Consider the following 21,588-nt stretch of genomic DNA (forward strand, 5'->3'; position numbering starts at 1 on the left):
GGCTGTTGCATGACGGCCGGCGCTCTACTGCGCCAGTACCGTCAGCGACAAGCGGGCAAATGGCCCCTGTCGGGACAGCGCCGTCACCTGATGCGCGCCGGGCGCGGGCAGGACGATGTTCACCGGCTCGCCACCTTCGCTGCTGGCTTGCAGGCGGCCGTCGAGCAGCCATTGCACCGGGGCGGAGGTGCCCAGCGCCTGCAGCGTAATTCGCAGCGGGTCCGTGCTGTTGGGCGATTTGCGCAGGGTACTGCCATCGGTGATGCCTGCAATGCGGAGAGGGCTGCTGTTGTCCAGCGAGTCCGCTGCGCAGCCTGGTTTGAGCGGTGGCACGGTCGCGGCCTGTTCGTCGGCACGGCTCAGCCACGGCGTTGCCAGGGCAGGCCAGCGGGCGATCTGCAGGGTGCGCTCCGTTTCGTCCGCGCAGCCGGCGCTGAGGCGTTGCCCGGCGTCATTGACCCGCACCTTGAGCAGGCCGCTGGCCCAGATGCCCACGCCGCGCTCGGCGAAGGTGGGCGGTACGGACTGGTCGAGCACCCAGGCACTGCGGCGCTGCCGGCAGAGATCGGCCGCCGTGGCGCTGGCGGCGGTGCCCAGCGGCCAGCAGATGTCCATGGCCTGCACGCTGGCCGGTTGGGTGAAGCGCGGGGTGCTGCCGGGATTGGGCAGCATGGCGTTGACGGCGAACAGCAGGGGCAGGGCGGTGATGCTGCCGTATTGGCCGGGGGAGGGCGTGCCGTCGGGGCGGCCGACCCAGACGCCGACGGTCCAGTTGTCGGTGACGCCGATGGCCCAGGCATCGCGGTAGCCGTAACTGGTGCCGGTCTTCCAGGCCAGGCGGGCACGGGCGGTGGCACTGTTCTGCAGGGGCATGCCGGGCAGCTCGGCCGGGTTGCTGGCGAGCATGTCGCGCACAATCCAGGCCGCGCCCGGCGACAGCAGTCGGCGCTGCCGCAGGGGCTGCTCGGGGGTATAGCGCGGCGCGCCGGCCACGCCGCCGTTGGCCAGGGCGCTGTAGACGCCCACCAGTTCCTCCAGCCTGGCCGCCGTGCCGCCCAGGACCATCGCCAGGTTGGGCTGCGCGCCCGACGGCAGGCGCAACTCCAGGCCGCCGGCTGCCAGTTGCGCGGCAAAGCGTGCGGGACCCAGGCGGTCCAGCACGTCCACTGCCGGCACATTCAGCGAGCGCTGCAGGGCCTCGGTGACGCTGACCGGTCCGGCGAACGCTTCATCGAAGTTGCCGGGGCGGTAGCTGCCGAAGTCCTGCGGGGCGTCCACCAGCAGGCTTTGCGAATGCACCAGCCCGTCGTCCAGCGCCATGCCGTAGAGGAACGGTTTCAAGGTCGAACCCGGCGAGCGCCAGGCCCGTATCATGTCCACATGGCCAAGCCGCCTGGGGTCGGCGAAGGCGGCTGTGCCGACGTAAACCCGTGTTTCCAGGGTGCGGTTGTCCATGACCAGTACCGCTGCGGAAGTGCGTGCCGGCAGGCGCCCCACGTAGTCGCCCACGCGCTGCTCGACTGCCCGTTGCAGCGAGGCGTCGATGGTGCTCTGGATACGTTGCGCCCGAGGTTGCCGCTGGTGCAGGCGTTCGGCCAACAGCGCGGCATTCAGGGGCGAACGCAGGGAGCGGGTAACCACCGGTTCTCGCTTGGCGTCCTGCACCTGGGCGGCGCTCCAGATGCCTTGTGCGGCCATGCGCTCGAGCACCTTGTCGCGGGCCGCGCGGGCCGCCTCGGCGTGACGGTCCGGGCGCAGCAGGCTCGGCGCCTGGGGCAGCACCGCGAGCAACGCCGCCTCGGCATGGGTCAGCTGGCTGGCGGACTTGCCCAGGTAGGCCCAGGACGCCGCCTCCACACCCTCGATCGCACCGCCGAAAGGCGCGTGATTGAGGTACAGGCCCAGGATCTCGTCCTTGCTCAGGTGTGCTTCCAGCTGCAGCGCGCGAAACAGTTGCAGCAGTTTGCCGGCATAGTCATGGCGAATCGGCGAGATCACCCGCGCGGCCTGCATGGTCAGGGTAGAGCCGCCGGAAATGACCCGGCCATGGCGCAACGACAACAGCGCGCCGCGCGCCAGGGCGTAGGGGTTGATGCCGGGGTGCTGGTAGAACCAGCGGTCCTCGTAGCCCAGCAGCGCCTGCAGGTAGAGCGGCGATACCTGCTGCGCGCTGGTTTCGTAACGCCAGACGCCCTGCTCGTCGGCGAAGGCCCGCAACGGCTTGCCGTCACGGGCCAGGACTACGCTGCTACCGCCTTCGCCGGCGGGCAGCGGCAGGGGGAAGAGCCGGTCGAGCAGCAGCGCGCCGAGCAGCGCGACGCCCACCGACAACCCGAGAACGCGCGCGTAACGGCGCGCCCTGGCTGACTTCATGGGCTCCCCACCTTGAGGGTCGTCATCGGCGCGGGGCCGATGCCACGGATGGCGGGGCGGTACATGTCTTCGACCTGCGGCGGGGGGACCGTGTAGGTGCCTGGCGTTACGGCGCGCACCAGGTAGAACAGCTTGGATTCGCGCCAGGCTCGCAGCTTGACGGCGGCGGCATAACGATCGTCGCGGAATTCCTGATGGACGATGTCCGCCTCGCGCTCGTGGCGTTGCATCGGGACGCCATCCACCACGACATTGGCCCAGGCCTGTGCCCCGCTGAGGTTGAGGTTCTCCACCTCCAGGCCGCCCGGCAACAGGTCGGTCACCATGGCGTCCACCACATCCCAGTTCGAATGCACCTTGAGTTGCACGATCAGGCTGTCGCCTTCCTTCAACTCGCTGCCCTGCCATGGCGTGCCGTCGGTGAGGAAGTAACGGCGCTCTATCTTCATGCCGTAGCCGTCGTCCACCGGCGGTTGCTCGCTGATGCCCGCCACATCGAAGCTGGCGAATACCGGCGCGTCCGTCGTGGGTTTCAGCTTCACGCCGCTGGCCAGTTCCGCCTGGCTCACCGGGCGGGTCCAGAAAGCGCTGCCGGCCGGTACCTCCATGCTTTTGCCGCCCACCTCCAGGCTGACGGCCAGCGACGCCGGGTGGTCGTTGAATGTTTGCAGTATGCGAGCGATGGCGACGCGCTCCTGGGTGCTCATGTAGTACCAGCTCCAGCCGTGGTAATAGCTGTCTGCTTGGGCGCCCAGGACGCGGGAGCTGGCCTGCCTGGCCCAATCCACCAGCTTCGCATCGTAGTCGGACCTGTTGACGCCGTAGGCATGGGTCAGCGCCACCATGGCCGCCAGGTCACGAAGTTCCGAGCCATAGTCACCGACGAAGGCCGGTCGGGCGTCACTCCAGGCGAAGCCCTGCGCAATGGCCTCCTGGCCGCGCTCGCTGTCGCCCATCAGTTTCAGGGCAATGCCCAGGTGCACCAGGGGCAATGGGCTCACCAAGTCCCTGCGATGGTTGTCGTACAGCGTGCGCATCGCCCCGAGCGAAGCGCGATTGACGCGCGCCAGCACAAAGGCGGCATAGGCCTGGTAGGCGAAATTCAGATGCGGCCGATAGCCGTATTCGAAGTAGTCGACCTCCCCCGAGATCAGGTTCTCGCTGAGGGTCTCCAGGGCCCGCTGCAGGGCCGCCTCGGGTACTTCGAAACCGGCATCGCGGGCATCGAGCATGAAGTCCACTACATAGGGCGTCATGTACGGGACTGTGTTCGAGTTTCCACCCCAGAAGGTAAAGTGGCCGTTGCTCGCCTGGAACGAGGCGATGCGCGCCAGCGCTCGCATGACGGCATCACGTCGGATTGATTCCGAGTAGCCCTCGATGTTCAGGCTATGGGTGATCTTCCTGTCCATGACCAGCGCCGCGTAGCCACCGCTGGTGGTCTGCTCGATACAGCCATAGGGGTAGTAGCGCAGCCCCTCGAGGGCCTGGCGGTAGGGCAGCGGCGGCAGCGTGCTCAGGGTCAGCTGGCCGTTCAGGGTGCTGGCGACCAGCCCCTGCGCCGATGAGGTATCGAGCACCGCTTCCTGCCCGCCCGACAAGGCCAGGGCTTCGCTCCGGATGGTTTGCGGCCAGGCGCTGCGCACGGCGAATTCGAAATGCCGCTGGACCTTGTAGTCGTTGATCTCGGCCTGGATGTCCAGCTTGGCGACGTCGATGCCCGGCTGGGCCTTCACCAGCAGGCGCAAGGTCGTGCCGGCGCCGTCTTCCAGCGTCACGCTCTGCTCGCCGTCCTGTACCTCGATCAGGCCGCTGCCGCGTACGCTGATCCTGGCGACGCCGCTCTTGCCGGAGAAGTTCTTCACGTCCAGGCTGATCTGCGCCTGGTCGCCGCCGGTCATGACGCGAGGCATGCTCGGCTCCACCAGCAATGGGGCGCGTACCGTGACGTCGGTGCTCGCATTGCCGTAGCTCTGCTCGCCATACGCCAGGGCCGATACCCGCAGGCTGCCGTTGAAGTCCGGCACGTCCAGCTTGACCACTGCCTTGCCCTGCTCGTCGAACTGCACCGGCTCGGCCAGCAGGTCGGCTATCTGCACGCGCGGGTTCAGGCGCGCAGCCCTGGGCAGCGGACGGTTCACCAGGTCACCACCAAAACTCTGGCGCGCGGTATCCCCCTTCATGGCCTCGATCAGGCGGCCATACAGGTCGTAGGCCTCGGTGGCCAGGGCGCGTTTGCTGAACAGCCAGCTCCATGCGTCCGGTTCCGGGTAACGGGTGATGTTCAGTACGCCCTGGTCCACCGCGGTCAGCCGGACGAAGGCTTTCTGCCCGGCCAGGCCCTCGGCCTGCACGGTGACCTCCAGCGGCTCTTGGGGTCTCACCTGGCCGGGCGCGGTCAGCTTCAGGCCGATGCGGCGGTCGTTGCGCTGCAGCGTGACGTGCTCGATACCGATGGCGCGCGCCGGCGTGGTGAGGTCCTTGGCCATGCCGCCACGAAACACCAGCGCAACCACATGCACATCCTGGCGTTCCCAGTCGGCCGTGACCGGTATGTCGAAGGTGGCGCCGGCCTTCGCCTGGATCGTCCTGCTGTAGAGCAGGTGATCGGACTCCACCAGCAGCAGGCCCGGCCCTTCCTGCGGCGGGGTAATCGTGACTTTCAGGGTGTCGCCGGCGCGATAGGAGCTCTTGTCCAGCGCTACCTTGACCTTGTCCGGGAGCGCTTCCTTGCCGGTGTTCGCGTCTTCCCAGCTGTACCCGGCGAAGAACGGGAAGACGCTGGTGAGGTTGGTCTGCGGGTCCGTCACCTCCAGGCGGTAGGAGCCCCAGCCCACCGGGAAATTCACTTTCAGCCCCTGCCCGGCCGGGACATCGACCACGCGCTCCTCGACCAGCTCCAGGTCGACGTCCTGCCGCGCCTTCCAGTCGTCGTCCCGGTCGCGGTACCAGTAGGAATAGCGATCTTCCTGAAGCAGGCGGACTTTCAGCTGACTGCCGGCCACCAGTTCGCCCGCGCTGTTGGCGCGCAGGATTTCGAAGGAAGCCTCCGAGAGCGAGTTCGCGCCCTGCTTGGTGTCGAACAGCGGGCGCACACCGACCAGCTCGTTGGCCGGCCAGTAGGTGCGGTTGAGTGAGCGGGTGACCGCGCGCCCGCCGGTTTCGTAGACGCTGCCGGTCAGTGCCAGGCTGTAGGGCCGGTCCGGCTTCACCTCGTCGGGCAGCGGCACCTGCTGTGCCAGTGTGCCGTCGGCGGCCAGCGTCGTGTCGATGGCGAACTTGTCGCTGCTGGCGACCTTGGCGAAGGGGTTGCCGAAGTAGGTGTCCGGCAGGCTGGGCAGCGGATGCACTTCAGCCTGGGCTGCGAGCCTGGCGGTAAAGCGGTTGCCGTCGGCGGGTGAGCCGTACAGGTAGCTGGATTTCACCTTCAGCTCGAGCGTCTCGCCGGGCTTGAGGAAGGGCTGTTCGTTGACGAGTTCGAGCTTCAGGCGCTCGGGCAGGAACTCTTCCACCTGGAAGTTGAAGACCCCCACGGCCTTGCTGCTGGCCGGGTCCAGCCGCCATTCCAGCTGCCAGCTGCCGGTGGGCGCGTCATTGGCGATGGCCTGGCTCCACTCGAACTGGTTGAGGTCCCTGGCCTCCAGGCGCATGTCTGCCAGCTTGCGTCCGTCGGGCTGGACCAGGCGCGCGAACAGCGGCTGAGCGGGAAGTGCCTTGCCGTCGTAGTCGCGCAGCAGGGCCGAAACGCGCGGCGTCTCTCCGGGGCGGTAGAGGTCGCGGCCGGACCAGGTGAAGATTTCCACGGGCGCCTGGGGACGTCCGCTGACATCGAAGTTGGAGACATCCAGCGCCGGCCGGCTGAAGGGCAGCACCGAGATGTCCTTGCCCTGGCGTGCGATCAGCACATGGTCGTGCTCGACCTTGTGGGTGATCTGCAGGTTGCCGCTCTTGTCGGTCTTGCCGCTGAACAGGGTGGCACCGCGCGCATCGTTCAGGCTCACCTGCACGCCGGCCAGCGGCTTGCCGTTCTGCAGGGATGCCACGTGGAGGAAGGCATTGTCCTGGTAGAGGCGTACGTGCAGGCCCAGGTCGCTGACGTAGAACACACTCGAACCCATGTTGTAGCTGCCCATCTCGGCGTTGCGCAGGACGGCCATGTAAACCCCAGGCTCGGCCAGTTGCGGCACGTTCTGGATGGGGATGTAGGTCAGGTTGCGAACATCGGTCTCGCTCTTGAGCGTGTAGTAGTTGGCGTAGACCGGGGTGCCCAGATCCTCCAGGCCGCCCGCCACGGGGCGCCCTTCACAGGTCCGGTAGCTTCTGCCACCCAAGTCGTAGCGGCTGCGCTGGGAGTTGTTGGGATACAGGCAGAACAGGGTCGACAAGGCGTCTTCGCGAATGCGGTAGTACTCGATGTTGACCCGCTGCACGTTGCTGGAAACCACCGGCAGGCCGCGACTGCCGCGCGCCGGCAGGACGCTGCCGGAGGAGGCGAAGGACAGGCTGGCCGGCTGTTCACCCGCCGCAACATTGCTGACCACTTCCTCCCCCAGTTCGCTGCCGTCGGCAGCCTTCAGGCTCGCGTTGATCGTCACCTGATAGCTGCCCTTGGGCGTGACGTTGGGGTAGAACAGGGTCTTGCCATCGTCACTCAGGACCCAGTAACCGTAGGTGTAGTGTTTCCCGCGCTTGAGGGAGATCAGCTCCTGGAACTTCTGCACCGGCGCCAGGGGGCGGTTGAATTGCAGGACGATGGCCGCATTGCCATTACGCGGCTCGCCGGCTGCCCGCTCCAGGTCGAATTTCGGCGGCGCCGTTGCCTTGTCCGCGTTGCCAGTTTCCTGGGCGGCCCCGGCAGCCGCTGGCGCCACTTCCGTCGCCGCCGCGTACGCTCGTCCCGCCGGTCCTCCGCAGATCCCCAACACACTCACCGCAATCAGCATCACCAGCCCAAAAGCCCGGTCGCGCATGCGACCGTCAGACGACATATTCGCCATGGTTTTAGTCCATTAAATAGGCAGCAGTCTTCGCCCGGCGCGCGGGGCGTCGGGTGAAACGGGAAAGGGAGAATGGGCACAGCTACAGCGGGATGCGGCGATCAGCGTGTACAGCAGGGGGCTGGTCATCCATCCGTGGATCACACACTGCATAAGGGCACTCCATCGAAGACGATCGGAGCATTCCAGCGCCCGTCAATGGGCCAATGCCTGCACATTCTTGCATGACGCCCAACGGCCAGACAGATGGGCGAACAATGAATTTATGTAATCAGCCGCCGGCTTTGGAGAGATTTTGGCAACGGTGTTCGATGCTGTTCATCGGGTGCCAGGGTAATGCCGGCCGGCGGGAGCTTTCTTCGCTCAGCTTCTGCCACCGACTGTGGATTCAACCGCTCGACGCAACAGCCGGGTGATGACGAGAAGGGCGAAGAGCGCCGCGTGCAACCCTGGGTGATAGACTCGCCTCCTTCAGTCTCGCCTTGCCCAGCACAGGAGTTTCCCCATGTTCGGAGTGACCGATTACGGCGCCTTCCTGATTGCCTTCGTGGTGCTTCTGGCTATTCCCGGTCCGGGCAATTTCGCGTTGATCACTGCGACCGGCAAGGGCGGTGTAAAGGCCGGGCTGGCGGCTACCTGCGGGGTGATCCTCGGCGATCAGGTATTGCTGTGGATGGCGGTGGCGGGCGTGGCGACGCTGCTCGCCACCTACCCGGCGGCCTTCCACGCGGTGCAGTGGCTGGGCGCAGGCTACCTGGCCTGGCTGGGGCTGCGCATGCTGGTGAGCAAGCCCGGCGAGGCGCCGCGGCAAAGCCGCATGGACACCGGCCACTACCTGCGCCAGACCATGCTGATCACCTTGCTCAACCCCAAGGCCATCGTGTTCTACATGGCCTTCCTGCCACTGTTCGTCGATCCGGTGAAGCACCAGGGGCTGGTGACCTTCGCCTTCATGGCGGCGACCGTGGCAGTGGTCACCTTCCTCTATGGGCTGGTAGCCGTACTGCTGACCCACAAGCTGGCCGAGCGCATGCGCGCCAACCCGCGCGTTGCCAATCTGCTGGAGCGCCTGGCCGGAGCCTGCCTGCTCGGTTTCGGCATCAAGCTGGCGGCGATGCGCTAGGGCGCTGCGCGGCAATCGCCTGTTCCAGGGGCCGGCTCGAAAGACCGGCCTTTTGTTTTATGCCCCCTGCGTTGTCACGGTGGCGAGCGACCTGCTTTGATACGCTCATCCTCCCTGATTCCAATGGCGGCGAATGGAAACCATGCTCAACGAATCCCCGGAACCCCAATCGGTCGACAGCCCGGTCACCCGCAGTGCGGTCTTCCTTGTCGCTACCCTGACGCCGGGCAAGGACTGGAGCCCGGTGCGCACGCTCTGCGAGGACGTCGCCGCGCTGGTGCGCTCGGTCGGCAAGCGTGTGCCGACGGGCAAGCTGTCCTGCGTGGTGGGCTTTGGTTCGGCAGCATGGGATGTGCTGTTCGGCGCTCCACGCCCGGCGTCCCTGCACACGTTCCGCGAGATCGGCAGCGGCGAGCGGATCGCGGTTTCCACGCCGGGCGACCTGCTGCTGCACATCCGCGCCGAGCAGATGGACCTGTGCTTCGAACTGGCAGCGCAACTCGTGGCGCGCCTGGGCGATGCGGTCGCGGTGGTCGATGAGGTGCAGGGTTTCCGCTACTTCGACATGCGCAGCATCATTGGCTTCGTCGATGGCACCGAGAACCCGGAAGGCCGCGAGGTCCCGCACTTTACCCTGATCGGCGACGAGGATGCGGACTTCGCCGGCGGCAGTTATGTGCTGGTGCAGAAGTACCTGCATGACATGACCGGCTGGAACCAGCTCTCCACCGAAGCCCAGGAGCGCATCATCGGGCGCACCAAGCTGGCCGACATCGAACTGGGCGACGATGTGAAGCCCAGCTGCTCGCACAGTTCGCTGACCACCCTGGAGAAGGACGGCCAGGAAGTGAAGATCCTGCGTGACAACATGCCGTTCGGCCGGCCCGGCGCGGGGGAGTTCGGCACCTACTTCATTGGTTACGCGCGCTCGCCGGCGCCCATGGAGGAAATGCTGGAGAACATGTTCGTCGGCCGCCCGGCCGGCAACTACGACCGCCTGCTGGACTACAGCAAGGCAGTGACCGGCAGCCTGTTCTTCGTGCCCTCGGCCGGGCTGCTCGAGTCGTTGGCCGACAAGCAGCCCTGAGTGCTCAGCCGGCGACTTTCGCCGGGAAGCACTCCACCAGCCAGTCGATGAACACCCTCAGGCGGTGCGTGACGTAGCGATTGTGCGGGTAGACGACGTGGAAGGGGTAGGGCGCGGGGCGCCAGTCCGCGAGGATCTCCACCAGCGTGCCGTCGCGCAGGGCGCCGCCGGCGGCGTAGGAGAAGGTCTGGACAATGCCCATGCCGGCTACGCAGGCGGCCAGGTGCGCGTTGCTTTCGTTGACGCCGATGCGGTGCTCGAGCTTCAGCTCGCTGCGTTCACCGTCGCGCTCGAAGCGGAAGGGCACTGCCCGGCCATTCTGCGGCGACAGGTAGCTGACCAGCCGATGGCCATTGCGCAGCTCCTCCGGGTAGGCGGGGATGCCGTTGTGGCGCAGGTATTCGGGTGAGGCGCAGGTGACCATGGTCGCCTCGCCGATGCCGCGCGCGACCAGTGACGAGGCGTCCAGTGCGCCGCCGCGGATCACGCAATCGACGTTGTCGCCGATCAGGTCCACCGAGCGGTCGGACACGCCCAGGTCGATGCGGATGTCCGGATAGCGCGCGAGAAAGTCCGGCAGCAGGGGCACCAGCACGTCCCGCGCGGTGGAGCCGCCAACGTCGATGCGCAGGTGGCCGCGTGGCTTGCCGCGGGCGATGTTGAAGGTCGAGTCGATATCTTCCAGGTCGCGCAGCACGCGGGTGGCCTTGGCGTAATAGTCCTGGCCTTCCGGCGTCACCGTGACACGCCGCGTGGTGCGCTGCAGCAGGCGCACGCCCAGGTGCGCCTCCAGCTCCTGCACCAGCTTGCTCAGGGTGGCGTTGGGCATGTCCAGCGAGTCGGCGGCGCGGGTGAAGTTGCCGGCTTCCACCACGCGGGCGAAGGCGCGGATGGCCTGGAGCTGATCCATGAGAACTCCTCTGAGCGGATCGTTTGATTATCCATGGCTATGGATAGTCATTCCATTGTATGCGCTTTTTTCCATTAATCGGCTGCCCCTAGAGTAGCGCCATGCCTCACCGCAAGGCCGCGCCAGATGCCGGCCAGCAGGCAGAACCCTCAACCCGGAAAACTCAGGAGCTCATCATGAACAAGTCCCTCACAGGTAAAGTCGCACTGGTCACCGGCGGCAGCACCGGCATCGGCCTCGGCGCCGCACAGGAACTCGCCGCGCAAGGCGCGCGGGTGTTCATCACCGGCCGCCGCCAGGCTGAGCTGGATGCCGCCGTGGAAGCCATCGGCCCGGCCGCCACGGCCATCCGCGCCGACGCCTCGGTGCTCGCCGATCTCGATGCGGTGTATGCGCAGATCGCGAAGACCGCCGGCCGCCTGGACATCCTCTTCGCCAACGCCGGCGGCGGCGACATGCTGCCGTTGGGCGCGATCACCGAAGAACACTTCGACCGTATCTTCGGCACCAACGTGCGTGGCGTGCTGTTCACCGTGCAGAAGGCCCTGCCGCTGCTGACCGATGGCGCGTCGGTGATCCTCACCTCGTCCACCACCTCGATCCAGGGCACGGCCAACTTCAGCGTCTACAGCGCCAGCAAGGCCGCCGTGCGCAACTTCGCCCGCTCCTGGGCGCTGGACCTGAAGGACCGTGGCATCCGCGTCAACGTCGTCAGCCCCGGCCCGGTGCGCACTCCCGGCCTCGGCGACCTGGTGCCCGAGGAAGCCCGCCAGGGCCTGTTCGACGCGCTGGCCAGCCAGGTGCCACTGGGCCGCCTGGGCGAGCCGCGGGAGATTGGCAAGGCGGTGGCCTTCCTGGCCTCGGAGTCGGCCAGCTTCATCAACGGCATCGAACTGTTCGTCGACGGCGGCATGGCGCAGGTCTGACTGCACAAGGGGCCGGGCAGGGCGCAAGCCCTGAGCCGGCCCGAGTGACTCTGGTCGGCGAGCCCGATTGCCCGGTACATTCCTGCCTGCAGCCATCAAGACAGGAGCCGCCAGCCATGAACAGCCCCTCCAGCGATCTGCGCAACTGGTTCGACCAGGGCGGCCAGGCCTATGCGCGCTTCCGCCCGCAGTACCCGGCGGAGCTCTCCGCCTACCTGGCCTCGGTGGCGCCGGACCGGGCGCTCGCGGTCGACGTCGGGTGCGGAAACGGCCAACTGACACGGCAATTGGCCGAGCATTTCAATGAGGTGGTCGGCTTTGATCCCAGTGCGGACCAGATCGCCCACACGGTGCCGCAGGAGAACCTCAGCTACGCCTGCGCCCCGGCTGAAAACCTCCCGCTGCCCAGCCGCAGCGCCAGCCTGATCACCGCCGCACAGGCGGCGCACTGGTTCGACCTGCCGAGGTTCTACGCTGAGGTACGACGGGTCGCCGAGCCCAACGCGATCCTGGCGCTGATCAGCTATGGCGTGCTGCGCCTGGATGGCGCACTGGGCGAGCGCTTCGAACAGTTCTACTGGAAAGAGATCGGCCCTTACTGGCCCGCCGAACGCAAGCTGGTGGACAGCGGCTACGCCACCCTCGATTTCCCTTTCGGCGAATTTCCGGGGGCGGAGATCGCCATTCGCCTGGAGTGGAACCTCGAGGAATTCCTCGGCTACGTCTCCACCTGGTCGGCAGTGCGCAGCGCCCGCGAAGCCGGGCGCGAAGACCTGCTGCATGACTTCGCCTCCGACCTGGCCGGGCGCTGGGGCGACCGCGCGGCGCGGCATCCGGTCAGTTGGCCGATCAACATGAGGATTGGCCGGGTGTGAGTGCTCAGAGGCCGGTCGCTGGGCTGGCGCGCGGCGGAGTCAATCGCTGTGCAAGCGTTGGCGTGCCGTGATCTGCCCGGTGTCCGGTGGATCGAAGCGTTCATCCGTGCTCATCCGGACGTTACGTAGCGCCAGTGTCTCCAGATGCGCTGCGTGGAGTGGTTCGGCTCGGTAGCTGATCAGGATCGTGCGACGGCGCGCGCCGTTGATATTCAAGCTGCCGGCGTGCACGAGATCGACGTCGAACACCAGGATGTCGCCGGCCTGGCCGCTCAACTGCAAGGAACGGGACTCGTCGAGGGGGTCGAAGGGCGGCTCGCCAGGGGCGGGCCGATGACTGCCGGGGGCGACGCGGGTGGCTCCATTTTTCGGCGAGAAGTCATCGAGGAAGGCGAGGGCGCTGACCATGTCGCCCGGACGCTGGGCGGACAGATCACGGTGCAGTTGCTGATGGCCGCCCCCGGGCAGGGGTTCGCGGCCCTCGGCCTGGGCGAGGAAGAAGCGCTCGCCGATCAGCGCTCCAGCTGCCGCCAGCAACGGCGGCAGACGACACACCGCCTGGGTGCAGGGCTCCAGGTCGAGCTGCGCGTGGCGCCAGTCCGTGCCGCGGGGCACGGGCCAGCATTCCGAAGGCAGGACGTTGGCATCGAAAGCCGCGCGCAGCTCCTCCAGCATGGCGAGCGGGATCGCCTGGCGCAGCAGTGCGTAACCATCGGTGTGGAGTCGCTGGTGATCGAACCTGCCTGCGTCCATTTGCCTGTCGTCCCTGAAGTCTGTTCGATGGCCCGGCCTAGAGCGGTTGCTGCCCTGAGCCGGGTTTTCGCCGGCGCTGACCGGCAGCCAAGCCTACGGAGGAATTCTGCTGCGGCCAATATCCGCCGCTTGCGGAGTGCCGTAGACTCCCGCGATCTGCAGGGAGAGCTGACAATGCGTAAAGGGATCTGGCTGGGTTTTGGGGTGTCGCTGTGCGTGGCGGGAGCGGTCTATGCCGCGGACCCTGCTCAGGACGACCCCCTGCTGTCGAGCCCGTCTTCCTCCAATGGTGCGGGCGACGTTCGTGGCATCCTGCGGGCGCGGGACCAGGCGATGCTGTCCAGCGAGCTGTCCGGGCGCATCCTGGAAATGCCCTTCGCGGACGGTCAGTCCTTCCGCAAGGGCGATGTGCTGGTGCGCTTCGACTGCTCGGCCTATCAGGCCCAGCTCAATGCCGCCCAGGCCGGCGCCAAGGCGGCCAGCGAGCAACTGGGGCACAACCGCCAGCTGGCAGCGCTCAACTCGGTGGGGCGCTTCGAGGTCGCACTGGCCGAGGCCAAGCTCTCCGAAGCCCAGGCGCAGGCCCAGGTGTACAAGGTCCAGGTCGGCCGCTGTGCGGTGGTCGCACCCTTCGATGGCCAGGTGGTGCAGCGCAAGGCGCAGCCCTTCGAGAGCGTTTCCGGCGGCGCGCCGCTGCTGGAAATCGTCGACAACCGCAGTCTGGAAATCCGCCTGCTGGTGCCTTCGCGCTGGGTGTCCCGGCTGAAGGTGGGGCAGTCCTTCACCTTTGTTCCCGATGAAACCGGCCAGCCGCTGCAGGTGGAAGTCAAACGCCTGGGCGCGCGGATCGACGAGGGCAGCCAGATGCTGCCGCTGATCGCTTCGCTGCCGGGGGACGCCAAAGGCCTGCTGGCTGGCATGAGTGGCACCGCGCGCTTCGCGGAGACGCCATGAACGCGCCGCAGGTCGGTCTGGCCGAGCGGGTCTTTGCGCAGTTTCTCGCCCTGGAGCGGCAGGCGCGGGCCTGCCCGACGGTGGAGCAACTGGCGTATCACATGGTCAACGACGCCCAGGGGCTGTTCGGTTACCGCCACGCGGCGTTGCTGATCGCGGGCAAGGTGAGGGCACTCACCGGCATCAGCGTGGTGGAGCCCAACGCTCCCTTCGTGGCTTTCGTCGAGCAGGCTTGCGGCCAGTTGCACCAGCGCGATGTGCTGGGCAAGGCGCAGCGCGTGGACTTCCAGCAGTTGGGTGCGCAGCAGCAGGCCGATTGGCAGGAGCTCTCCGCCGGCGAGGTCTTCTGGTTGCCGCTGGCTGATCGGCAGGGCGCAGTCTTCGGTGGCCTCTGGCTGGCCCGCGAACAGTCATGGAGCGAGGCGGAGCAGGCGTTGCTGGTGCAGTTGGGCGATGCCTACGCGCATGCCTGGACGGCCCTGCAGCCGCGCAAGCCCTGGCGGCTGCGCTGGCCGAAGAAGAAGTTGCTGGCGATTGCCGCAGCGCTCTGCCTGTTGCTGCTCGCGCCGGTGCGCCAGTCCGTGCTGGCGCCGGCCGAAGTGGTGCCGCTGGATGGCCAGGTGATCGCCGCGCCGCTGGACGGCGTGATCCAGCAGGTGCTGGTCAAACCCAACCAGGCGGTGAAGTCCGGCGAGCTGCTGGTGCGCTTCGACGCCACCACCTTGCAAGCCCAGGCCGATGTCGCCGAACGCTCCCTGGGTGTCGCCGAAGCCGAGCTGAAGGCCAACTCACAACGCGCCTTCTCCGATGCCGAGTCCGGCGCCAAGGTCGATCTGCTGGCGGCGCGGGTGGAGCAGAAGCGCGCCGAACGTGACTATGCCCGTGACCTGCTGGCCCGCGCCGAAGTGCGGGCGCCGCGCGACGGCATTGCGGTGTTTGCCGATGCTGAGCGCTGGACCGGCAAGCCGGTGCAGACCGGCGAGCGCCTGATGGAACTGGCGGACCCGCACCAGGCGGAGCTGCGCATCGACCTGGCGGTGGGCGACGCCATCGTCCTTGAACCCGGTTCGGAAGTGGTGCTGCTGCTCGACAGCGATCCGTTGCGCCGCCATGACGCGCATCTGCAGCGCGCGGCCTACGAGGCCCAGACCACCGCTGCCGGGCAGCTGGCGTATCGACTGGACGCGGCGTTCGTCGACGCGCCCCCGCGTATCGGCCTGCGCGGCACCGCCAAGCTGTATGGCGATCGCGCCCCGCTGGCTTATTACCTGTTGCGCCGGCCACTGGCGGCTGCGCGCCAGAGCCTGGGGCTGTGATGCTGCCGGCACTGCGACCGGACCTGCAGTTGTCGCCGGCCGCCCCTGCGCTTGATGGTGCGCCGCAATGGACGCTGGCCGACCCGTTGCGCGGACGCTACTTCAAGCTCGGCGCTGCGGCGGTGAGGCTGTTGCGCCACTGGGCGCTGGGCGACCCGCAGCGGGTGCTGGGGGCGGCCAATGCAGAAACCGGCGAGGCCCTGGGGGCGCAGGAGCTGGAAGAGTTCCTGCGCTTCCTGCGCGGGCATGACCTGATCGCCGCCGTGGACGCCGAACAGCGCGCCAGCTATGGGCAGAAGGCGCAGCTGCAAAAGCGCAGCCTCTGGCAGAAGGTGCTGCACCAGTACCTGTTCTTCCGTATCCCGCTGTGGCGCCCGGATGCCTTCCTCAATCGCGCCTGGCCGGTCCTGCAGCGTAACGGCGGGTGGCTACTGCGCTGGGGCCTGCCGCTGGTGTTCGCCCTCGGGCTGTTCCTGGTGGCGCGGGACTGGCAGCGCTTCCTGGCGACCTTCCCGCATTTGTTCAGCCTGGGCGGGGCGCTGGCCTTCGGTGTGTCACTGACCTTCGCCAAGCTCTGCCACGAGTTCGGTCATGCCTTCATGGCCAAGCGGGCCGGTTGCCGGGTGCAGAGCATGGGCCTGGCGTTCATGGTGATGCTGCCGATGTTCTACACCGACGTCAGCGATGCCTGGCGCGTGAGCGACCGACGCTCGCGGCTGCTGATCGGTGCCGGTGGCGTACTGGCCGAACTGGTGCTGGCGGTGCTCGCGCTGCTGGCCTGGTCGCTGCTGCCGGACGGCCCCCTGCGCACCTCGGCCTTCATGCTCGCCAGTGCCACCTGGATCACCACGGTGCTGGTGAACCTCAATCCGTTCATGCGCTTTGACGGTTACTTCCTGCTGACCGACCTGCTCGGCGTGGAGAACCTCCAGGCGCGGGCTTTCGCGCTGTGTCGCTGGCGTCTGCGCGAGGCGCTGTTCGGATACGGCGAACCCATGCCCGAACCCTGGCCTGCGCCGCTGCGCCGGCGCCTGCTGATCTGGGGGTATGGTTCCTGGATCTGGCGCGCAGTGCTGTTCTTCGGTATCGCCCTGGCGGTCTACCACCTGTTCTTCAAGCTGCTGGGCATCTTCCTGATGCTGGTGGAGCTGGTCTGGTTCATCGGACTGCCGATCTGGCGCGAGCTGCACGAATGGTGGCAGCGCCGCGATCAGGCCGCGCCCCACAAGATCGTCTGGCTCGGCCTGGCGCTGCTGGCTCTGTTGGCGCTGCTGGTATTGCCCTGGCGCAGTGCCGTGGAAGTGCCGGCGCAGCTGGAGACGACGCGTGCCGTGGCGCTGCATGCGCCTGTGGCTGCGCAGGTCGGGCGACTGCTGGTGCGCGATGGCCAGACGGTGGAGCAGGGCGCGTTGCTGCTGGAGCTGACCTCGCCGGACCTCGATGCCAGGCAACTCATCGTGCGCCGCGAGATCGACCTGCTGCAGTTGCAGTTGCGCCGTCAGGCGGGCCGCAGCGAGACGGCTGCCGATGTCGGCATTCTCGAACAACGGCTGGCGGAGTCGGTGGCCCAGTACCGGGGCCTGGCCGCCCAGCGCGAGCGCCTGCAATTGCGCGCGCCGCAGGCCGGGGTCATCCGCGACCTGCTGCCGGATCTGAGCCCCGGCCGATGGCTGAAGCCCGCCGATGTGCTGGTGCGCGTGGTGGAGCCAGGCCTGCGCCTGCGCGGCTATCTGGCGGAGGCGGACCTGTGGCGGGTGCAGAGCGGCGCGCAAGGGCGCTTCATCGCCGACGACCCGGCCCGCCCGGCCGTGCCGGTGCAGCTGGATGAGGTGGACGCCAACGGTGCGGTCTTTGTCGAGCTGGAGGCGCTGAGCTCCGACCACCACGGCCCGATTGCCGTGCGCCGCGATGCCCAGCAGCGCGCCGAGCCGGTCCAGGCGCAATACGGTGTGCGCCTGAGCCTGCGCGACGCCCCGTGGTCCCTGGCGCAGCCGCAGCGTGGCATGGTCGTGCTGGAAGGCAGCGGGCAGTCGATCCTGGGGCTTGCCTGGCGGCGACTGGCCGCATTGGGTGTGAGGGAAAGCGGATTCTGAGGCGGCGGCTTTTCTCGGAGCAGGGAGAGTTCCATGAGCGCGACATCGTTACCCCGCTGCGCCCGGCTTGGGCTGGATATCCCGTTGCCGCCGTTGCTCGAGGCATTGGCTGCGGTGGACGAAGCGGCCTGGCAAGGGCATTTCAACAGCGGTTTCTACGAAGGAGACTGGAGCGGCGTTGCGCTGATCACGCCTGACGACGCTCCGATGCCCTTGGCGCCGGGGCTGGGCGCGCCGCTGGCCAGCGAGCTGTTGCGGCGCAGCGCGGCCTGGCAGGCGGCACTGGGCGCCTTCCGCACGACGATCCGTAGCGCGCGCCTGCTGCGGCTGGGCTGCGGCTCGCGGATTCACGAGCACTGCGATCCGGACCTGGGGTTGCCCGACAGTGACCTGCGCCTGCACCTGCCGCTGCTGAGCTCCGACGGTGTCGAGTTCCTGGTGGACGGGCTGCAGGTGCCGATGCGTCCGGGAGAGTGCTGGTTCGTCGATCTCGCCCGCCCGCACCGGGTCGATAATCCGGGGCCCGGGGAGCGCATCCACCTGGTGCTCGACTGCCAGCGCAACGACTGGCTGCTGGCGTTGATCGAACAGGGGCTGGCAGAAACGCCGAGCCTGCGTCCCGGTCGAGCGGTCCTGGCATTCGAGCAGTTCCGCGCGCGGGTAGCGCTGGAGCCCGAGCTTGCGCAGGCGCTGCGCTCGCTGACCGACAGCGCAGATTTCGTTGAACAGGTGGTTGCTCTGGGCCGCGCCCATGACCTGCATTTTTCCGCCGGTGACGTTCGCGCCACGATGCGCCTGGCCCGCAGAGCCTGGAGTGACCAATGGAGAACCTGAGCCCGGCGCTGGACTTCAATGGCTGGCGGCCCATTCGTGCCTGGCGTGACGCGCGGGGCTGGCGCCTGGACTGGTGCTGGTTCGGCGAGCAGCGCCTGACCCGGCCATTCTTCCATGACGACGTCGAGCAGGCCTTGCGCCTGCCCTTCAACCTGGCCTTCCGCCGCGAGACCGGCCTGGCGGAGCTGCTCGATTGGCAGCACGCAAGCCCCGGACTCGCGCCGAGCCTGCTGGTCTTCCACGCCTCGCGCTGCGGCTCGACGCTGATGGCGCAGATGCTCGCCGGGCTCGACAGTCACCTGGTGCTGTCCGAACCTGGTCCGCTGGATAGCCTGTTGCGCAGTCACTACCGCCACGAGTGGGAGGCGGGCCGGCAGGAGCAGGCCGTCATCGCGATGCTGTCGGCGCTGGCCCAGAATGCGGGACCGCCGGCGCAGCACCTGGTGGTGAAACTCGATGCCTGGAACCTTTTTGAGCTGCCGCTGATGCGCCGCTGTTTCCCCGATACGCCGTGGATTTTCCTGTACCGCGACCCGCTGGAGATTGCTGCATCGCACCTGAGGATGCCGGGCATGCAGATGATCCCCGGCCAACTGAGCCCCTCGCCGCTGAACCTGGCCGATGAGCCGGTGGCGCCGCGGGAGCAATACATCGCTCGTCGCCTCGGGCGGTTGCTGGCGCTGGCGGTGGATGCGTGTCGCCAGCATGGCGGCCTGGCAGTGGCTTACGAGGAGTTGCCGCAGGTGTTGGGCGGGCGCCTGCGGGACTGCTTGCGGCTGACGCCTGAGCAGGTCGAGCAGGCCATGGCGGTCAGCCGGCTCAATGCCAAGCGTCCGGGCGAGGCCTTCGTGGCGGATGCCCGGGACAAGCGCGACTCCGCTTCGGCGTTGCTGCGCGACTCCGTGGTTCGCTGGGCCGAGGAGCCTTACCGGGCGCTCGAGGCGCTGCGCAGAGATCAGGCGGGATGAACGGGCTCGCGACGCATCTGCCATTGCGCCTCGTCCGGCGCTCCGGCCAGGCGCTCGAAGCCCAGGCGCAGGTACAGGCGCACCGCGGGGTTGTGGCGCATCACCGCCAGCTCCAGCGGCTTGCTCTGGTGGTCGGCCTGGGCGATGACCTCGAGCAGCAATTGTTCACCCACACCGCGTCCGCGCTGGTGGGCTTCGAGACCGATTTCCACGATGCGCAGGCTGTCCTCGCGCTCCTCCAGGGTCAGCACGCCGATCGGCTCGCCGTCGAGCAGAATCAGTTCGGTACGGGCGCCGGGATAGTCGCTGGCGAAGATGCGCTGCTGCAGTTGCCACTGCTGGTCGAGCAGGGCGGGGCAGGCCTCGATCATTGCCGCGTCCAGGCCGCGCAGTTGCGCGAACAGGCGCTTCAGCCAGGGTTCGTCGGCGCTGCCGGCGGCGCGGCGAAGCAGGGTGGGGCGGGTCTTTATCTCGCTCATGGGCTGTTGTAGTTTTCCTGGCTTGGTCTTTTCAGGTGCAGGTTCAGGTTTCCAGGCTTCGCAGGGCGCAGCCTGCCATTCAACGATCAGGGAGTGACCTCATGCTCATCGACCTCCAGGGCCTGACGGCCCAGGCATTCGGCTCCGAACTCGGCCAGGTGTTCACCGCGCACACCGTTCCCGACCCGGTCCAGCTGACCTTGCACAACGTCATCGAAGGACGCGAGGTCGGCAATGGTTTCCGCACGCCCTTTACGCTGATCTTCACGACGCCAATGAATGTGCTGCTGCTGGAGGCCCAGTATCGCCTGAGCAGCCCGAGCGGGCGCGACTACGAGTTGTACCTGGCTCCGCTGGCGGCGACGGTCGGCGGCCAGCGCCACTACCAGGCCCTGTTCAACTAGGGCCTGGTAGCGGGCTGTCCGGATCAGTTGCGGCTGGGGAATACGCCGAAGGCGCAGATGCACTGGGTCAGCGCCAGATAGGGCTGCATGAGGGGGGTAGGGTAGCTGCTGCCGGCATTGGCCACTGTCACGCCAAGTTGCCCCTGCGCCGGTATCCCCACCGTGCCCGGCGCAGGACCGTAGATCTGCACCGTGACGGTGTCGCGCCCGGTAGCGCCCACCGACTGCGCCAGCGTATCGCTGGTCGTCGCCTGGCTGGCGCTGGCCGCGCTGCCGGACTGCTGCAGCAGCACGGTTGCCTCGGCGGTGGCGCCGTGGGTGTGGTACGGCAGGTTGCTGGTGAGCAGGTTGATCTGCTCCTCCCCGGCTGAAGCGCCCAACGGCAAGTTGGCGCTCTGGCCCACGGCAACGCGCCCACCCAGATTGGGCAGGCAGAAGCTGTTGATACCGTCGCCTCCGTAGAGGGTGCCCAGCAGCGAGTAAAGCGCCTGGTTCTGCGCAATACGTATCTGCTGGCCATTGCAGGTCATCCAGTTTTTCGGCGCGAAACTGCCGGCAAACGGTGCGACGACGCCAATGTAGCTGTCGACATCCATGTGGTGCTCCTTGAGTCGTCAGTTGCGGGAAGGGAAGAGCCCGGCGACGCAGATGATGTAGTTGATTGCCTGGAATGGCTGCACGATGGAGAACGGCTGGGAGCCCCCGGTCGGCTGGACGCTGACCGTCGCTGAACTGGTCAGCGGCAGGTTCACCGAGCCCGGCGCCGGCGCGTAGATCTTCACCTCGACCGTATCGCGGCCGTAGAGGCCATTGGCGGCCGCCAGCACCGAGGTGTCGGTGGGCGTGGCCGAGGTGGCGGCTGCGGTGCTGGTCGGCAGCGAGGCGCTGATGGTGCTGGCGGCGGCGTGGTTGTGTATCGGCATCTGCGCGGTGGTCAGGGTGGTGCTCTCGGAGCCGCCAACCGCGCCAAGCGGGTAGCTGGAGGTCCCCGGCGACTGGCCTGCGCCGATGGGGACGCGGCCCTGCAGGTTGGGCAGGCCGAAGGTGTTCTGGCCGTTGCCGCCGTAGGTGGTGCCCAGCAGCGAGAACAGCGCGCTGTTCTGCTGGATGGAGAGGATCTGCCCGGCGCAGAGCGCCCAGCCGCGCGGCGCAAAGTTCGGGGCCCAGCCGCTGATCGAACCGAGGTAAGACTGTTCACTCATGATCATTTCCCTAATTTGAGTTGTTATCGCGTCATCACGGAAGACTCGGCCCGCCGACCAATCCCCTGGCGCACGGGCCGCCAGGAACCATAGACGAAATCTGGAAAGACACAGGTTGGTGCGCCTGCCTCCCATCCTTTGTCCGAAATACCGGGTTCCTACGACGATCCAGCCATTGACGCGACGTGGCCTTCAGGCATTATGGCGAGATCATTTCAATAACAATTTGCCAGCTTGCAGTCGCTGTACCGGAGCGGTACGGCTGTGCGCGTGTGCTCTCAGGGAGGAGGCCAT

At 67.4% G+C, this 21,588-nt stretch carries 17 protein-coding genes; 10 read left to right on the forward strand and 7 right to left on the reverse strand.

What is annotated here, in order from left to right; translation table 11 throughout:
• Positions 1-24: 24 nt before the first annotated feature.
• Both pbpC and UB43_RS19940 read right to left on the reverse strand, forming a co-directional pair.
• The gene (gene pbpC, locus UB43_RS19935; protein WP_045214430.1) at positions 25-2,373 is read right to left on the reverse strand and encodes a penicillin-binding protein 1C; all 2,349 of its coding nucleotides are present in this window, start codon (positions 2,371-2,373) and stop codon (positions 25-27) included.
• Positions 2,370-7,244, reverse strand: a complete 4,875-nt coding sequence (locus tag UB43_RS19940; protein ID WP_218187703.1) for an alpha-2-macroglobulin — start codon at positions 7,242-7,244, stop codon at positions 2,370-2,372. The genes pbpC and UB43_RS19940 overlap by 4 nt, the downstream gene beginning before the upstream one ends.
• A gap of 631 nt (positions 7,245-7,875) precedes the next feature.
• On the opposite strand from UB43_RS19940, the gene UB43_RS19945 reads away from it, so the two are divergent.
• Positions 7,876-8,493 carry a LysE family transporter gene (locus tag UB43_RS19945; protein WP_045214431.1) on the forward strand — a complete coding sequence of 206 codons (618 nt, stop codon included), beginning with the start codon at positions 7,876-7,878 and terminating at the stop codon, positions 8,491-8,493.
• 142 nt (positions 8,494-8,635) lie between these two features.
• Positions 8,636-9,580 carry a Dyp-type peroxidase gene (locus tag UB43_RS19950; RefSeq protein ID WP_045214432.1) on the forward strand — a complete coding sequence of 315 codons (945 nt, stop codon included), beginning with the start codon at positions 8,636-8,638 and terminating at the stop codon, positions 9,578-9,580.
• Between the two features lie 4 nt (positions 9,581-9,584).
• Here UB43_RS19950 and UB43_RS19955 read toward each other — a convergent pair whose 3' ends face one another.
• Complete coding sequence (locus UB43_RS19955) at positions 9,585-10,490, reverse strand: LysR family transcriptional regulator (RefSeq protein WP_045214434.1); 906 nt, start codon at positions 10,488-10,490, stop codon at positions 9,585-9,587.
• 176 nt (positions 10,491-10,666) lie between these two features.
• Between UB43_RS19955 and UB43_RS19960 the strand changes: the two genes are divergently transcribed.
• Together UB43_RS19960 and UB43_RS19965 are read left to right on the forward strand one after the other, a co-directional pair.
• Positions 10,667-11,416, forward strand: coding sequence for an SDR family NAD(P)-dependent oxidoreductase (locus UB43_RS19960; RefSeq protein ID WP_045214437.1), 750 nt, complete (start codon positions 10,667-10,669; stop codon positions 11,414-11,416).
• Positions 11,417-11,532: 116 nt separating this feature from the next.
• Positions 11,533-12,291 carry a class I SAM-dependent methyltransferase gene (locus UB43_RS19965; RefSeq protein WP_045214438.1) on the forward strand — a complete coding sequence of 253 codons (759 nt, stop codon included), beginning with the start codon at positions 11,533-11,535 and terminating at the stop codon, positions 12,289-12,291.
• A gap of 39 nt (positions 12,292-12,330) precedes the next feature.
• Here the strand turns inward: UB43_RS19965 and UB43_RS19970 are convergent, their stop codons facing one another.
• Positions 12,331-13,044: a phytanoyl-CoA dioxygenase family protein gene (locus tag UB43_RS19970; RefSeq protein WP_045214440.1), complete on the reverse strand. Its 714-nt coding sequence runs from the start codon at positions 13,042-13,044 to the stop codon at positions 12,331-12,333.
• Between the two features lie 174 nt (positions 13,045-13,218).
• Here UB43_RS19970 and UB43_RS19975 point away from each other — a divergent pair, with 174 nt between their 5' ends.
• From UB43_RS19975 to UB43_RS19995, 5 genes are read left to right on the forward strand one after another with little or no spacing between them, the layout of a single operon-like run.
• Positions 13,219-13,998, forward strand: a complete 780-nt coding sequence (locus UB43_RS19975; protein ID WP_045214443.1) for an efflux RND transporter periplasmic adaptor subunit — start codon at positions 13,219-13,221, stop codon at positions 13,996-13,998.
• Positions 13,995-15,314 (forward strand): efflux RND transporter periplasmic adaptor subunit, encoded by a 1,320-nt coding sequence (locus UB43_RS19980; RefSeq protein WP_045214444.1) that lies wholly within the window; start codon positions 13,995-13,997, stop codon positions 15,312-15,314. The genes UB43_RS19975 and UB43_RS19980 overlap by 4 nt, the downstream gene beginning before the upstream one ends.
• Positions 15,311-17,407 (forward strand): HlyD family efflux transporter periplasmic adaptor subunit, encoded by a 2,097-nt coding sequence (locus tag UB43_RS19985; protein ID WP_177329810.1) that lies wholly within the window; start codon positions 15,311-15,313, stop codon positions 17,405-17,407. Before UB43_RS19980 ends, UB43_RS19985 begins: the two co-directional genes overlap by 4 nt.
• 33 nt (positions 17,408-17,440) lie before the next feature.
• The gene (locus UB43_RS19990; RefSeq protein ID WP_045214447.1) at positions 17,441-18,241 is read left to right on the forward strand and encodes an aspartyl/asparaginyl beta-hydroxylase domain-containing protein; all 801 of its coding nucleotides are present in this window, start codon (positions 17,441-17,443) and stop codon (positions 18,239-18,241) included.
• A complete protein-coding gene (locus UB43_RS19995) occupies positions 18,229-19,209 on the forward strand; it encodes an aspartyl beta-hydroxylase (protein WP_045214449.1) in 981 nt (326 codons plus the stop codon). Before UB43_RS19990 ends, UB43_RS19995 begins: the two co-directional genes overlap by 13 nt.
• On the opposite strand, the gene UB43_RS28865 is transcribed toward UB43_RS19995, so the two are convergent.
• On the reverse strand, positions 19,197-19,688 hold the full coding sequence (locus tag UB43_RS28865) for a GNAT family N-acetyltransferase (RefSeq protein WP_052969578.1): 492 nt from the start codon (positions 19,686-19,688) through the stop codon (positions 19,197-19,199). The genes UB43_RS19995 and UB43_RS28865 overlap by 13 nt on opposite strands.
• 101 nt (positions 19,689-19,789) lie before the next feature.
• Here UB43_RS28865 and UB43_RS20005 point away from each other — a divergent pair, with 101 nt between their 5' ends.
• Complete coding sequence (locus tag UB43_RS20005; RefSeq protein ID WP_052969579.1) at positions 19,790-20,092, forward strand: hypothetical protein; 303 nt, start codon at positions 19,790-19,792, stop codon at positions 20,090-20,092.
• 23 nt (positions 20,093-20,115) lie between these two features.
• On the opposite strand, the gene UB43_RS20010 is transcribed toward UB43_RS20005, so the two are convergent.
• Both UB43_RS20010 and UB43_RS20015 read right to left on the reverse strand, forming a co-directional pair.
• Positions 20,116-20,688 carry a phage tail protein gene (locus UB43_RS20010; protein WP_045214451.1) on the reverse strand — a complete coding sequence of 191 codons (573 nt, stop codon included), beginning with the start codon at positions 20,686-20,688 and terminating at the stop codon, positions 20,116-20,118.
• Positions 20,689-20,706: 18 nt separating this feature from the next.
• Positions 20,707-21,294 (reverse strand): phage tail protein, encoded by a 588-nt coding sequence (locus tag UB43_RS20015; protein ID WP_045214452.1) that lies wholly within the window; start codon positions 21,292-21,294, stop codon positions 20,707-20,709.
• Positions 21,295-21,588 lie beyond the last annotated feature (294 nt).

The organism is Pseudomonas sp. 21, from assembly GCF_000955805.1.
GTDB lineage: Bacteria > Pseudomonadota > Gammaproteobacteria > Pseudomonadales > Pseudomonadaceae > Pseudomonas.

Bases quoted from the DNA above. Each gene is read 5' to 3' on its own strand.
- UB43_RS19955 (WP_045214434.1), bottom strand. From the start codon at position 10,490: ATGGATCAGCTCCAGGCCATCCGCGCCTTCGCCCGCGTGGTGGAAGCC.
- UB43_RS28865 (WP_052969578.1), bottom strand. From the start codon at position 19,688: ATGAGCGAGATAAAGACCCGCCCCACCCTGCTTCGCCGCGCCGCCGGC.
- UB43_RS19970 (WP_045214440.1), bottom strand. From the start codon at position 13,044: ATGGACGCAGGCAGGTTCGATCACCAGCGACTCCACACCGATGGTTAC.
- UB43_RS19945 (WP_045214431.1), top strand. From the start codon at position 7,876: ATGTTCGGAGTGACCGATTACGGCGCCTTCCTGATTGCCTTCGTGGTG.
- UB43_RS20005 (WP_052969579.1), top strand. From the start codon at position 19,790: ATGCTCATCGACCTCCAGGGCCTGACGGCCCAGGCATTCGGCTCCGAA.
- pbpC (WP_045214430.1), bottom strand. From the start codon at position 2,373: ATGAAGTCAGCCAGGGCGCGCCGTTACGCGCGCGTTCTCGGGTTGTCG.
- UB43_RS19995 (WP_045214449.1), top strand. From the start codon at position 18,229: ATGGAGAACCTGAGCCCGGCGCTGGACTTCAATGGCTGGCGGCCCATT.
- UB43_RS20010 (WP_045214451.1), bottom strand. From the start codon at position 20,688: ATGGATGTCGACAGCTACATTGGCGTCGTCGCACCGTTTGCCGGCAGT.
- UB43_RS20015 (WP_045214452.1), bottom strand. From the start codon at position 21,294: ATGAGTGAACAGTCTTACCTCGGTTCGATCAGCGGCTGGGCCCCGAAC.
- UB43_RS19960 (WP_045214437.1), top strand. From the start codon at position 10,667: ATGAACAAGTCCCTCACAGGTAAAGTCGCACTGGTCACCGGCGGCAGC.
- UB43_RS19980 (WP_045214444.1), top strand. From the start codon at position 13,995: ATGAACGCGCCGCAGGTCGGTCTGGCCGAGCGGGTCTTTGCGCAGTTT.
- UB43_RS19950 (WP_045214432.1), top strand. From the start codon at position 8,636: ATGCTCAACGAATCCCCGGAACCCCAATCGGTCGACAGCCCGGTCACC.
- UB43_RS19990 (WP_045214447.1), top strand. From the start codon at position 17,441: ATGAGCGCGACATCGTTACCCCGCTGCGCCCGGCTTGGGCTGGATATC.
- UB43_RS19965 (WP_045214438.1), top strand. From the start codon at position 11,533: ATGAACAGCCCCTCCAGCGATCTGCGCAACTGGTTCGACCAGGGCGGC.
- UB43_RS19975 (WP_045214443.1), top strand. From the start codon at position 13,219: ATGCGTAAAGGGATCTGGCTGGGTTTTGGGGTGTCGCTGTGCGTGGCG.